This window comes from Kitasatospora sp. NPDC101108 (assembly GCF_055584725.1).
In genome coordinates, this window is the sequence record NZ_JBVJLM010000001.1 from 860,309 (window position 1) to 872,418 (window position 12,110).

10 protein-coding genes are annotated in these 12,110 nt (G+C 73.8%); 4 read left to right on the forward strand and 6 right to left on the reverse strand.

Features of this window, described 5'->3' with window-relative positions:
* Nucleotides 1-46 precede the first annotated feature (46 nt).
* Nucleotides 47-1,306, reverse strand: a complete 1,260-nt coding sequence (locus tag ACZ6Z8_RS03850) for a serpin family protein (RefSeq protein WP_465606015.1) — start codon at nucleotides 1,304-1,306, stop codon at nucleotides 47-49.
* Between the two features lie 92 nt (nucleotides 1,307-1,398).
* Nucleotides 1,399-1,944: a GNAT family N-acetyltransferase gene (locus tag ACZ6Z8_RS03855; protein ID WP_465606017.1), complete on the reverse strand. Its 546-nt coding sequence runs from the start codon at nucleotides 1,942-1,944 to the stop codon at nucleotides 1,399-1,401.
* 261 nt (nucleotides 1,945-2,205) lie between these two features.
* On the opposite strand from ACZ6Z8_RS03855, the gene ACZ6Z8_RS03860 reads away from it, so the two are divergent.
* On the forward strand, nucleotides 2,206-2,415 hold the full coding sequence (locus tag ACZ6Z8_RS03860) for a hypothetical protein (RefSeq protein ID WP_465606019.1): 210 nt from the start codon (nucleotides 2,206-2,208) through the stop codon (nucleotides 2,413-2,415).
* Nucleotides 2,416-2,420: 5 nt separating this feature from the next.
* Here ACZ6Z8_RS03860 and ACZ6Z8_RS03865 read toward each other — a convergent pair whose 3' ends face one another.
* Nucleotides 2,421-3,059 carry an AAA family ATPase gene (locus ACZ6Z8_RS03865; protein ID WP_465606020.1) on the reverse strand — a complete coding sequence of 213 codons (639 nt, stop codon included), beginning with the start codon at nucleotides 3,057-3,059 and terminating at the stop codon, nucleotides 2,421-2,423.
* A 263-nt stretch (nucleotides 3,060-3,322) separates the two neighbouring features.
* Here ACZ6Z8_RS03865 and ACZ6Z8_RS03870 point away from each other — a divergent pair, with 263 nt between their 5' ends.
* Nucleotides 3,323-3,463, forward strand: a complete 141-nt coding sequence (locus ACZ6Z8_RS03870) for a hypothetical protein (RefSeq protein WP_465606021.1) — start codon at nucleotides 3,323-3,325, stop codon at nucleotides 3,461-3,463.
* A 151-nt stretch (nucleotides 3,464-3,614) separates the two neighbouring features.
* Entirely contained in the window at nucleotides 3,615-3,797 is a 183-nt protein-coding gene (locus ACZ6Z8_RS03875; protein ID WP_465606023.1) for a hypothetical protein, read from the forward strand.
* A gap of 9 nt (nucleotides 3,798-3,806) precedes the next feature.
* Here the strand turns inward: ACZ6Z8_RS03875 and ACZ6Z8_RS03880 are convergent, their stop codons facing one another.
* The 3 genes from ACZ6Z8_RS03880 to ACZ6Z8_RS03890 all read right to left on the reverse strand — a co-directional run bounded on the left by ACZ6Z8_RS03880 (nucleotide 3,807) and on the right by ACZ6Z8_RS03890 (nucleotide 10,946).
* Nucleotides 3,807-4,766, reverse strand: coding sequence for an ABC transporter ATP-binding protein (locus tag ACZ6Z8_RS03880; protein ID WP_465606334.1), 960 nt, complete (start codon nucleotides 4,764-4,766; stop codon nucleotides 3,807-3,809).
* Between the two features lie 85 nt (nucleotides 4,767-4,851).
* Nucleotides 4,852-7,674 (reverse strand): hypothetical protein, encoded by a 2,823-nt coding sequence (locus ACZ6Z8_RS03885; protein ID WP_465606025.1) that lies wholly within the window; start codon nucleotides 7,672-7,674, stop codon nucleotides 4,852-4,854.
* The gene (locus ACZ6Z8_RS03890) at nucleotides 7,671-10,946 is read right to left on the reverse strand and encodes an FtsX-like permease family protein (protein WP_465606026.1); all 3,276 of its coding nucleotides are present in this window, start codon (nucleotides 10,944-10,946) and stop codon (nucleotides 7,671-7,673) included. Before ACZ6Z8_RS03890 ends, ACZ6Z8_RS03885 begins: the two co-directional genes overlap by 4 nt.
* A gap of 411 nt (nucleotides 10,947-11,357) precedes the next feature.
* Here ACZ6Z8_RS03890 and ACZ6Z8_RS03895 point away from each other — a divergent pair, with 411 nt between their 5' ends.
* Nucleotides 11,358-12,107: an ABC transporter ATP-binding protein gene (locus ACZ6Z8_RS03895; RefSeq protein WP_465606028.1), complete on the forward strand. Its 750-nt coding sequence runs from the start codon at nucleotides 11,358-11,360 to the stop codon at nucleotides 12,105-12,107.
* The last annotated feature ends 3 nt before the right edge of the window (nucleotides 12,108-12,110 follow it).

Consider the following 12,110-nt stretch of genomic DNA (forward strand, 5'->3'; position numbering starts at 1 on the left):
CGCTACCCGGATTCCCGCGCTCCGACCGCCCGGCTGTGTCGCCGTGTCAGTCCTGCTCCCACTCCTCCCACTCCTCCTCCTCCTCCGACCCGAGCCCCCAGGGATCCTCGGCCCGCTCCGGCTCGGTCACCCAGCCCGCCGCCAGGACCAGTCCGGACAGCCGGTGGACGGCCAGGAAGCCGAACGGGCGGTCGAAGCCCAGGTGGACGAAGCGCTGCAGGTACGGCGGCCTCGGGTTGCCGCCCGCGCTGCCCGCCCCCGCTCCCACGGCCGTCATCGACGCGGCCCGGAACCCGCGGGCGGAGAAGGACGCGGTGGCCTTCTGCCGCGCGCTGTTGACGAACAGCGGCGGCCGGCCGTCCGAGAGGCCGGGCAGCCGGTCCTCCGTCCCGGACCGGGTGGCGAGCGTCCGCAGACCGAACAACTCGCTGCGGGCGATCAGGTCGTGGTCGGCGTCGACGGTGAACTTCGGGACGTTCACGTACAGGCGGTCCTCCGGCTCGTGGCGCCGTACCGCCTCGATCGTCAGCCCCGGCGCGGCGACACCCACGGGCAGCCGGTCGGCGCCCGTCCGGCGGTGCCGCTGCGAGAGCACCCCGATCCCGGCGGACAGCACGTCCCCGGGCGCGGCGTCGGGCTCTCCGAGCAGCAGGTGGACGCTGATGTCGCCGTACCCGAGCACCCACAGCTCGGTCACCGGCCCGGCGGACGTCTCCAGCAGGGCGGCGCGGTCCAGCAGAGACGTCGCCCGGGTCAGGTAGTGGACGGCCCGGCCCCAACCGTCCGACCCGTCCTGCCGGAAGGCGCCGTAGTCGGTGAACGGCTTGATCCACTCCGTCCGGACGGTGAGCGCCGCGGCCAGCACCAGGCGGGTGTCCGGGTCCAGCTCGACCGGCATCGTGTCGATCTGGCCGTCCGTCTGTTCGGCCGCCCAGGTGTCCAGCAGAACCCGGTCCCGCTCGGTGTCACCCGTCAGCCGGCCGACCAGGTCCGCCGGGACGGAGGTCAGCCACTCCGGGCTCAGCCGCAGCCGGTCGTCGCTCCAGACGCCGAGCGCGGACCGCACCGCCGGGATGTCCCCCAGCAGGCCGAGCAGGTCCCGGGCGCGCTCGGCGGCGACAGTGACCGGTACCCCGAGCGCTTGCGCCAACTCGCCCCGGACGGCGCTGCTTCCGGCCGGGGCCAGCAGCCCGAGCAGCGGCCAGACACCGGCCGGCATCAGGACCGCGCCCTTCCCCAGGTCGGTCTCCCCGACCCAGCGCTCGCCCAACGCGTTGGCGGCCCGTACGGCCTCGGCCCTGCTCATCTGCTGCCCTGCTCCCCCGCGTTCGCTCCTCCGGTGCGCCGAGCGTAGGAGGCGCACCACGCGCCGGGCCAGCGGTTTTCCGGTCACGGCCGTCAGGACCGTGGGCGGGCCAGGTAGTCGGCGCGGGTCAGTTCGTAGACGCGGACGGCGGTGCCGTTGCGGGGGACGGTGGTCTCCCGCTCGGGCCGCAGGCCGAGCTTGGCCATCACGCGCTCGGAGGCGGTGTTGCCGATCCGGGCGATGCTGACGATCCGGTCCCGGCCGCAGGTCTCGAAGCCGAACCGCAGTGCCGCCGTCGCCGCCTCGGTGGCGATGCCCCGGCCCCAGAACGACCGGCCGAGCCGCCAGCCGATCTCGACCGCGGGCAGCACCTCGGGAAGGAACAGGGGCACGGCCAGGCCGGTGAACCCGGCGAGTTCACCGGTCTCCCGCAGCTCCACCGCGAACAGGCCGAAGCCCTCGGTGTCCCAGGTCCGTTCGATCCGCTCGACGGCCCGGCGGGTCTCCTCCGGGGTGTGGACCCGCCCGTCGCCGATCCACCGCATCACCTCGGGGTCGGCGTTGACGGCCGCCATCGCCGGTACGTCCTCCTCGCGCCAGCGCCGCAGCACCAGGCGGGGCGTGTCGATCGTCACCATCCGCTCATGCCTTCCGGACGGCCAGGACCGCCGAACTGCCCGGGGCGGTCAGCAGCCGCTCGGCCGCCAACACCCCGGCGGGCACCCCGTGTTCCTCGTCGACCGTCATTCACTCGCAACCCCCTCCGACTCCGTACGGCTCCGTGCCATCATGCCGTCATGACCGAGTGGATCAGCGTCGCCGCCTACCGGAACCGCACCGGCCGCCCGACGCCCATGGCCGCCGTGCGCGCTTGACTGCGTGACCGGGGCGTCGACTGGATGCCCTTCCCGCCGGAGGCCGTCCGCTGCGACGCGCCCTGCGGCATCGGCCCGGACGGGCACTGGCAGTGCTGGTTCGACGTGCGAATCGACGCCGAGGCCCTGCGCCCCCTCGGGCTCCACCCCGACCAGCCGATCTCCGCCGTCAACGGGCCCAGCCCGCCGGGCTGGTGGCACGCGAAGGCCGAGCGCCTGGCCCGCCGCCGGTGAGCTGCTCAGGTCGCCCCACCGAACCGGACCGCCTGAGCCCGGGAGCGGGAGACCGAGTCGAGCAGCAGCACGGAGGCCGCCTCCGGGGTCGGCACCGGCCCACCGGACCGCGCGTGCCGGGTGAACTCCGCCGACAACCGGCCCAGGCCGCGGCGATGGCGGGCGAAGACCCGGGCCGAGGCGCGCCGCCCGCGGGCCCGCTGGCCGTCGAGGGCGGTGGCGGCACCGACGTCGAGCAGCACAAGGTGCAGTTCGCGCCCCTGACGACCGGCCTCCCGGGCGAGCCAGCGACGCATCCAGGCGCGGCTGCCGCAGTCGTGCACCAGCAGCGGACCGCCCCGCCGCACCGAGGTGCGCAGCAACCGGAAGTGCTCCAAGCGCGCCCACGGCCGGTACACCGCGTACGGCAGGCGCGCGGGCATCACCGCCTCACAGGCCTCGTGCACCGTACGCGGATCCACCGTCGAGACGGCCCCGCCCGCCGCCCAGCGCCGCAGCAGCGTGCTCTTGCCCGCCCCGGGCAGTCCCGACACCACCACCACGGCGTCATCCGGGTACGCCACCACGAGCCCCGTCCCGGCCTTCCCCCGCAGGTCCACCACCCCCCGCGGCGCCACCACCAACGCCTGCGCCTCGCCGCCCACCGCTCCCCCGTCCGTGTCCGACCGAAGACCCTAACAAGTGCGGTGGTCCCCACCGCACCGGTGGGTACGCCGGGCCTCGCCGTGTTCCTCGCGTCGGCCACGGGTTGGCGTGATGGCCGAGCGGGAGGCGTGACCCGGAGCTGACCGCGCGGGGGCTGCGGGACGGCTGGCCGCACACCGGTGATCCGGGGAGTCTGGATGCGGCGGGCTATCTGACGGTGACGGGCCGGCGAGGCCGGATGGCGATCGTCGAGGGGCACAATGTGTTCCCTCATGAGGTCGCGGAGCCGCTGCGCAGCCACCCGGACGTCCGCGAGGCGGTGATGTTCGCGAGCTCCGGCCCGTACCGGCTGGAGCGCGTGCACGCCCCGTCCGTGCACTGGGGGGCGCGCGGGGTGGCGTGACGCGCCCTATCGGTGCTTCGAGCGCCCGCGCGGACCACCTGTCGCGCGGCGGACGGCGGGAAGAGACCGACCGTGGGCACTCGACCGTGCGGGCCGAGCTGCCGATACACCCCGGCGGCGCTCCCTCGCACCGTCCCCAGGAGGCACTACCTTGACCTGGCTACGCGTCCTGACCGCACTGGGCATCCTCGCACTGGCGGCTGGTGCCCTGCTCGTCTTCGCCCGCTTCACCGCTCCCTCCCGCGGCGAGCACGCCGACGGGACCGCGCCGCCCGACCTCCGGAAGGACGCCGAGGGCAGCGGCCTCTTCCCGCGGGTGGGCGGCGACGGTTGAGGTCGGGCCTCAACTGTCGGTGTGGTCGTCGGGGCGGATTTCGATGTGGTCGGTTGCGAGGTCGACGGCGACGCGGTGTTCCATGCCGAGTGCTTCGAGGAATTTGACGGGGAGTTGGACGCGGCCGGTGCGGTCGAGCATGACGTATTCGCGTTCGTTGACGGTTTCCGCACCGTGTTCGTCGGTGACGGTGCGGCGCAGGACCTCGCTGCTGGTTCGTCCGTCGCGGATGGCGACGGTGCGGCGGACCTCGGCGGCGACCATGGGGTCATGGGTGACGATGACGACGGTGGTGCCCAGTTCACGGTTGACGGTGCGGAAGGATTCGAAGATGACGCCGGCGGTCTCGGAGTCGAGTTCGCCGGTGGGCTCGTCGGCGAGCAGGACGGGCGGGTTGTTGGCCATGGCCACGGCGATGGCCACGCGTTGCTGCTGGCCACCGGAGAGTTCGTTGGGGCGGCGGTGGGCGAGGTGGCCGATCTCCAGGGCGTCCATGAGTTCCGCCACCCGGGCGGCCTGCGCCTTCGACCCCGCTCCGGCGCGGCGGCCGCGCAGTTGCATCGGCAGGGCGATGTTCTCGGCCGCGCTCAGGAAGGGCAGCAGGTTGCGGGCGGTCTGCTGCCAGATGAACCCCACCACCTCACGGCGGTAGCGCAGCCGCTCCCGGCCGGACATCTCCAGCAGGTCGCAGCCCGCGACGGTCGCGGTGCCGGCGGTGGGCACGTCCAGCCCCGCCAGGATGGTCAGCAGGGTCGACTTGCCGCTGCCGGAGGCACCGACCAGAGCGACCAGGTCGCCCTGCTCGATGGTCAGCTCCAGCCCCTGCAGGGCCTGGACCTCGATTCCCTCGGCGCTGAAGATCCTCACCAGCCGGTCACAGACGATCGCCGCGCCCTGCCCGTAGGCCTTCGGGGAGGCCGCGGCCAGGGCCCGCTGCCGCAGCTCCTGCAGGCTGGGGGCCTGTACCATCGGCCGCTCCTGGGACGTGCTCTTCACCGCTGCTCTCCTGTCTCGACGCCTTCTCCGGTTGCGGCCTGTGGTGCTGCTTGGGCTGTCATGCCTGTTCTCCGGCCCGTAGTTCGGTGGCGATCTGGCGGCGTCCGGCGATCAGGGTCTCGGCGGCCACGGCGAGGGTGACGAGCAGCGCCAGGCCTGCGGTGGGCAGCAGGACGGGCATCAGCACGGGGGTGATGACGTCGCCGACCCTGGCGCCGACGAGGGCGGAGATGTCGAAGGCCGCGCCGAGCAGGGCGACGGCCGCCAGGGCGGTCAGGCCGCCGCCGAGGGCGGCGGTGAGGGCCTGGGGCAGGGCTTCGGTCATGATCAGTGCCAGGCCCTGGCGGGGGCGCAGGCCCATGGTGCGCAGCCGGGCCAGGACGGCGGCGCGCTCGGGTGCGGCCCGCAGGAGGGTCAGCAGGACGGCGAGCAGGGCGAACCCGGCACCGGCGGCCGCCGCGTACCGGAACAGCCGGCCCGCGGCGTGCTGCAAGGGGTCGTCCGCCAGCGCCGCCGCGCTCTCCCCACTGCTGCGCACCGTGTAGCCCGCCGGCAGGCCATGGGTCGACCTGCCCGCAGCCGCCGCGTCCTCGGCGATCAGCTTGGCCATGCCGGTCGGCTGGCCCCCGCCGTTGTCCCGCAGGGTCGACCTGACCTGCTCGGGATCGATGTCGCCGACGGCGAACCACTTGTTGATCCGCTTGACGTCCGGCAGACGCTCCCAGGCCGGGCCCGCGGCCACCACGGCGAACGGCTTGCCCGGATCCGGCAGGGCAGGGGTCGCGCCGACGATCCCGGCGACCGTGGTGCGCAGAGCGTTCCCGTTGGGGGTGCGCACCTCGGCCGGGCCGGCGGCCAGGCGCTTGGCCAGGTCGCGGCTGAACAGCGCGGGCACCGGGGTCTCCCGGCCGCCGGGGCCGACGGCGAGCTTCGCCGGGTCGAACTCCCCGACCCCGACGGTGCGGGCGATCTCGGCGTACGCCGCCGGATCGACCACCACCAGGTAGGCCTCGGTGTAGTCCCGGTCGGCGCCGACGAAGCGGGCCTTGGACTCGACCCACGCTCCGGTCGAGGCCCGGACGCCCGGCAGTGCCGCGGCAGCCTTGGCGAACGACTCCGGCAGGGTGGTGTAGTCGGGGACGGAGACGACGATGTCCCCGCCGGTGGCGATGCGCGCGGCACGGCTCCGCACGTGGTCGACGGTGTCGAGCACGGTGGCGCCGAAACCGGTCGTGGTGACGGCGATCAGCAGCGCGAGCAGCGGCAGCACGGACGGCTTGCGGCGCCCCGAGCCGTCGCGGGCGGCCCGGGCCAGGCCGAGGAAGCCGATCAGGCCGCGACCGCGGCCGGCGAGCCTGGCCAGCCGGCCGACCGCCACCGGCTCGATCCGCGCCAGCAGCAGCCCCCCGGTCACGGCGAGCAGCAACGGCGCGGCCACCAACAGCGGATCCAGCCCACCGCCGGCACCGACACCACGGCGACGGACCTCCGCGACGGCCGCGGCGGTGACCGCCAGGACGGCGAGTTCGCCGACCAGCCGACGCCGGCCACCGACCGCCTTGCCACCCGACCACAGCAGGGCGGCGCGGGCCGGGAAGGCCAGCAGGGCGAGCAGGCTCGCGGCCAGCGCGGCCAGCACCGCTTGGCCCCACCGGGGGGTGGGCAGCAGCGTCAGGGCCAGGGCGGTGGCGAGGACGGCGGCGGGCAGGATCGTGGCCGCACCCTCGCCGATCAGCCGCAGCAGCACCCCGGTTCGCGAGCCACCACGGGCGCGCAGCAACTGGATCTCGGCGGTGCGCCGGTCGGTGGTCAGGGCGGCGGCCAGGCACAGCACCACCGTGGCCACGCCCGCGACCCCGGCGGGACCGATCGTGCTCAGCGGCAGCGCGGCCCGGTAGCGTTCGTCCGCCCGGGTCAGGATCTCCGGCAGCCCGGAGGCGGTGTGCAGATCCGCGCGCCCGGTGGCACGGATCAGCTCGGTGGCGCCGGAACCGGTCAGGAAGGAGCTGATCGTGTTGCGGGTGCGGTCGAGCTGGTCGGTCCGCAGGGAGGCGGGATCGACGGGCAGCCGCCAGAAGTTCTCGCCGTTCGAGCCCCAACGGGCCAGCGCCGCCAGGCTGTCGCCGCTGACGAACCCGCTCGTCATCCAGTGCTCGTGCTCGGCGGCCGCGTTCAGACAGGCGCGGGTCGGGCAGCCGAGGTCGTCCCAGAACGGGTCCTGGGGGTCGTTGATCCGGTAGAGGCCGACCACCACGGTGCTCCGCTGGGCGCCCGAGCCCTCGACGCCGTTGTCGATGACGTCACCGAGTTTGATGTGGATGGTCTCGGCGGCCTGCCTGCTGATCACGATCGGCAGCGGACCGCCGACGGTGCCGGGGGTCGGCCAGGTGCCGTCGGTGAGGGTCGCCCGGGCGGACAGGTCGTGCAGGTAGAGCAGACTGAGCGCAGGGGGCTCGGCGATCCGGGCGTACCCGGGATTGCCCATGCCGCGGTCGCCCAGGGCGCGGGTGCCGTAGGCCAGCCCCGGCTGGGACAGCGTCAGCAGCTGCCCGGTCTTCTCGGTGAGCTGTTGCCGCACCCGGTCGAGCTCGGCGGCGTTGTCGTAGTCCCGGGTCCTGGAAGTGGTCTGCAGGCTGGTCGGGTTGAGGCCCTTGTGGCTGACGAAGTCCTGGAGCGCCGCGTCCGCGCCGCGGTCCGAGATGCGGGGGAAGGCCGCGGCGAGGAAGACCGTGACGAAGGCGAGGGCCGCCATCAGCACCGCGGCCAGCGGGCTGGCCCGCAGCCGGGTGCGGACCCAGGGCGCCGGGCGGTGAACGGTCTCGGGAGTGGACACGCTGGTGCTCTCGGGAGTGGGCACGCCGGTGCCGGCCTGGGTGGTCACATCTCCTCCACGTGGCGCAGCCGGCTGGCCACGTCTCGACGGCGGCGTCCGATGAGGAAGGCGGACAGCAGTGGGGCGAGGGCGATCGCGGCCGCGAACAGCAGTGCCTGGCCGGCGGGTAGCTCGATCAGGGCTTCGGGCATGGGTGGGCGGGCGGCGGGGGTCAGGACGACGAAGGGCACGATCAGGTGGACGAGCAGGGCGCCCAGGGCCAGGCCGACGGTTGCGCCGAGTCCGATGAGCAGGGCGTGTTCGGCCGCGACGGTGCGGCTGACCTGTTTGCGGGGCGCGCCCAGGGCGAGCAGCAGGGCGGAGTCGCGGGCGCGTTCGTGGGCGGAGCCGGCGACGGCGGCGACGAAGCCGATCGCGGCCAGCAGGGCGGTGACGATCGCGATGGCCATCAGCGCGTTCTGCGGGGCCGCGCCCACCGGGTCGCTGAGCATGCCCTCGGCGACCTCGTCGTACAGCTGGACGTCCTGGGATCCGGGCGCGGACCGTAGCGCGGCCGCGGCCTGGGCCGGGGTGCGGTCACCGGGACCCGCGGCGGGCAGCCACCACTCGGCGTGGCTGGGCAGGGAACGCCCCTGCGCCGCCAACAGCCGCGCGGTGGTGGCCAGATCGACGACCAGCGCGGTACGGCCCGCCACCGGCAGCGCATCGACCACCCCGGTCACCTTGACCGACACGACGGTCCCGGCGAACGGCACCTGCACGGTTTCGCCGACCGAGCCACCCGTGAGCTTCAGGTAGTCCCGGGTCGCGACACCCGACAGGGCGGTCGGGGCGGTGGCCCCGGCCGGGCCGAGAACAGCACGGAAGGTTTCTCCGGTGCCGCTCACGGCGCTGTAGCCGACGGTGAACAGCCGGTCGGCGCCGGCCGGTTCGGGCCGGACGGTGGCCGGTGGCCCCGACTGGCTCCGCCCGACCGTCCAGGAGAGGCCGGCCGGCAGCGCGACGTCGGTCGCGGGCCCGTCGGCGGTGTCGGACACGGCCAACCGGCGCACGGTGACCTCGCCGTCGGCACGGTCACTGTAGGAGACGGTGGCCCCGACCAGGGTCAGCGGTGCGGCGGCCGAGCCCATCGGCGCGTCGACCAGGGTGCTCAGCGCGGCCGAGGCCCGGAGGTCACCGGTGACCGGCAGTCCCGCGAACGGCACCTTGTGGACGTAGCCGAAGCGGTCCCGCAGCAGCAGCGCCACCTCCGGGGGAGCGTCGGCCACCATGTGCACGGTGGTGGGCAGCCGGACCTGCCCGCGGAAGGTCTGCCGCACGGAGAGCTCGGCGTCGATCCGTAGTGGGTGGCCGGGCAGGGTGACGCCTGCGGCGGCGCCGGTCGGGTCGGGCTGGGCGAGCGGGCGGAACAGGTCCGAGGCGGAGTGCCCGTCGAGGAGGTCGGTGCGCACCGGGACGCGGTCGGCGAGAGCGGTGGTGTCCAGCGCGAGGAGTTGCCCGGTGCCGTTGGGCAGGGCCTGGTCCTCACGGGCCACCGCGACCAGCCGCTCCCCGCCCGGCAGGGCACCGTAGCGGCCGCCCTGGCCCATCAACGCGCCGCGCGAGCCGGAGATCCGCAGACCCCCACCCGTGTCGAACCCTGCCTGGTCACGCTGCGAGGCGCTCCAGGTCGCGTGCTGGCCCAGCGCGAGCACCCCCGTGGCCACCGCCATCACCAGCAGCAGCACCGGGCCCGTGGCCCGCGCCGGCTGACGCGCCAGCTGCCAGCCGACCATCGCCGGGCCCAGTCCACTGCCGCGCGCCGCCACCCGCGCACCGAGGCGGGCCACCAGCGGCAGCAGACGCAGCACCACCAACGTGCCCGCGCACAACGCCAGCGTCGGGGTCGCGACCAGCAGCAGGTCGACACCGAGTCTGCCGGAGGCGTCGGTGGACAGCCCGCCCCCGTACTGGTCGAGCTGCTGATACGCCAGCACGGCCAGCGCGAGGACGGCGAGGTCACCACCGTTGCGGGCGACACCCGACACCACCGCCTGGCGGCGGCCGGCCCGGCGGCGCAGCGCCGCGCCCGCTCCGCGCAGCAGGCTGGGCACCGTCGCCGGAGCGGTGCACACCAGCGCGCACAGGACGGCCACCGGCCACAGCGTCCAGCTCAGCCCGGTCTCCAGAGTGACCTGGTGGGAACGGCCCAGACCGGCCAGGACGCGCACCAGGAAAGGCGTCAGCAGCGGCGCCAGGACCGCGGCCGGCAGGGCGAGCAGCACCGATTCCAGGGCGGTGAAGGCACCCAGACGGGCACCGGAGGCGCCGCGGGCGGCGAGGAGTTCGTTCTCACGTTCCTGGCGGGCCGAGATCAGCCGCACGACCAGCAGCAGGGCCGCCGTGGCCAGAACGGCCAACTGCAGGGCCCCGATCAGCAACGTGGAACGGGCGACCAGCAGACTCGCCGACAACTCCTTCACCACACCCGGCAGTTCGGTCGCCGCCGAGAGAGAGGCGCTCTTGCGTAGCTCGTCGCCCAGCCCCTGCGCGCGTTCTCCGATCGCCCGGGCCGTGCCCTCGTCCACCCCCGCGAAGTCCGCGTCCAGCAACCAGCCCTGGCTGCTCTGCGCCAGACCCCCCGTGGTGAACGCGCTCGGGTCCACCATCATCGGACCGTAGGTGGTGAACCCGCCCACCTCGATCTCATGACCACCCACCGGATCGATCCGCCAGTACGGCGCCACCGGATCCACCGCCCGGTACACCCCGGTGACCCGCACGACCAGCGGCTTCCCGTCGAGCCGGTCCGCCAGCCGCACCTCCACCGGCAACGCACCCGTGGACAGACCCAGACGCGTCAGCAGCGCCTGCGGCACCGCCACCTGCGGCACCACCGACCCCACCGGCCCGGTCACCGCACCCGGCCACTCACCCGAGACCAGACCCACCCGGTCGCGGTCCAGGTCAGCCAGCACCGTCAGATCGACTCTGGTGGAACCGCCCTGCCCACTTGCCGCGTCACCGCCCGGCAGCCCGTAGGAACGGCTGCGCAGCAGGCTGTCGGTGTGCACCGGCAGAGCACCGAACAGCCCCTCCCGATACGACGCCAGGGCCGCCTCGTCCTTCTGCCGCCCGTCCGCACCGTGCTCGGCCGTCACCACCACCGTCGTCCGGGCATGACCCGACCCCTGGAGCGCCTGCCGCAGACCCGCCTGCCCGACACCACGGTTGAACACCACCAACGCGGTCAACACCGCAGTCGTGACCAACACCGTCAACAGGACCGCAGCAGCCAGCGGCAGTCGCCCACGCAACCTGCGCACGACGAAGCCGAGCATCACAATTCCTCCCCCGGTCACTTCCCCGGTCGCACCCCAGCCCCACCCGTCGATCCGAACCCCATCCGGACACATCGTGGTCACAGATGGACACTTCGCGGGCACACCGGCGCAGTGATCACCGGCAATCGGTCGCCGGATAGCGGACGATGCTGTCAGATTCGATCCGGGAACGGAAGGGACTTGCGCGAATCAAGTAACTAATGAGCAAATTCCTTGCATTGATAGGATCCCCGCCGGCAACGAACCGTTGAAATGCCATGCACACTTCACAACTCCGGCTTCACCGCACCTCCTTGACCAGGAACTTCCCTTTCGCGAATTCTCTGCTCGAAGCGGTGAACCCGCGAAGCCACCTCTACCGTTGACCCGGTCGGAACCGGGCATCCACCGTCCACAGGGGGACGCTGCATGACACGACACCAGGCCGGCGACACCGTCCCGGCGGCCGCCGCCCCAGTAGCCGCCGGCCCGATGGTGGCTGTGACCGACCTCCGGCGCAGCTTCGGCACCGGCGAACGGACCGTCCACGCCCTGCGCGGCATCAGCTTCTCGGTCGAGCGAGGTGAACTCACCGCACTCAAGGGCCGCTCCGGCTCCGGCAAGACCACCCTGCTCAACCTGGTCGGCGGCCTGGACACACCGACCGGCGGCAGCATCGCGCTGGACGGCATCGACCTCGGCGGGCTGGACGAGGACGGCCGACTCGCCTTGCGCCGGGAGCGGATCGGCTTCGTGTTCCAGTCCTTCGGACTGATCCCGATGCTCACCGCCGCCGAGAACGTCGGCGTGCCGATGCGCTTGCGCAAGGTCCCGCCGGCCGAGCGCGAGGAGCGCGCCCACACCCTGCTGGCGCTGGTCGGCCTGGCCGACCACGCCAACCAGCGACCCGGCGAGCTCTCCGGCGGCCAGCAGCAGCGCGTCGCGATCGCCCGCGCGCTGGCCAACGACCCCGGCCTGATCATCGCCGACGAGCCCACCGGCCAGCTGGACTCCGAGACCGGCCGCTCGATCATGGAGCTGCTGCGCGCGGTGGTCCTCAGCGAGGGCGTCACCGTCCTCGTCGCCACCCACGATCCGACGCTGATGGGGCTCGCCGACCGGGTCATCGAGCTCCACGACGGCCGGATCGTCGAGGAGGACGCGGAGCAGGCCGCGTAGCGA

What these genes read in the sequence shown, in the direction of transcription:
- ACZ6Z8_RS03850 (WP_465606015.1), bottom strand. Translation starts at nt 1,306, where the DNA reads ATGAGCAGGGCCGAGGCCGTACGGGCCGCCAACGCGTTGGGCGAGCGC.
- ACZ6Z8_RS03890 (WP_465606026.1), bottom strand. Translation starts at nt 10,946, where the DNA reads ATGCTCGGCTTCGTCGTGCGCAGGTTGCGTGGGCGACTGCCGCTGGCT.
- ACZ6Z8_RS03860 (WP_465606019.1), top strand. Translation starts at nt 2,206, where the DNA reads ATGCCCTTCCCGCCGGAGGCCGTCCGCTGCGACGCGCCCTGCGGCATC.
- ACZ6Z8_RS03855 (WP_465606017.1), bottom strand. Translation starts at nt 1,944, where the DNA reads ATGGTGACGATCGACACGCCCCGCCTGGTGCTGCGGCGCTGGCGCGAG.
- ACZ6Z8_RS03880 (WP_465606334.1), bottom strand. Translation starts at nt 4,766, where the DNA reads ATGGTACAGGCCCCCAGCCTGCAGGAGCTGCGGCAGCGGGCCCTGGCC.
- ACZ6Z8_RS03895 (WP_465606028.1), top strand. Translation starts at nt 11,358, where the DNA reads ATGACACGACACCAGGCCGGCGACACCGTCCCGGCGGCCGCCGCCCCA.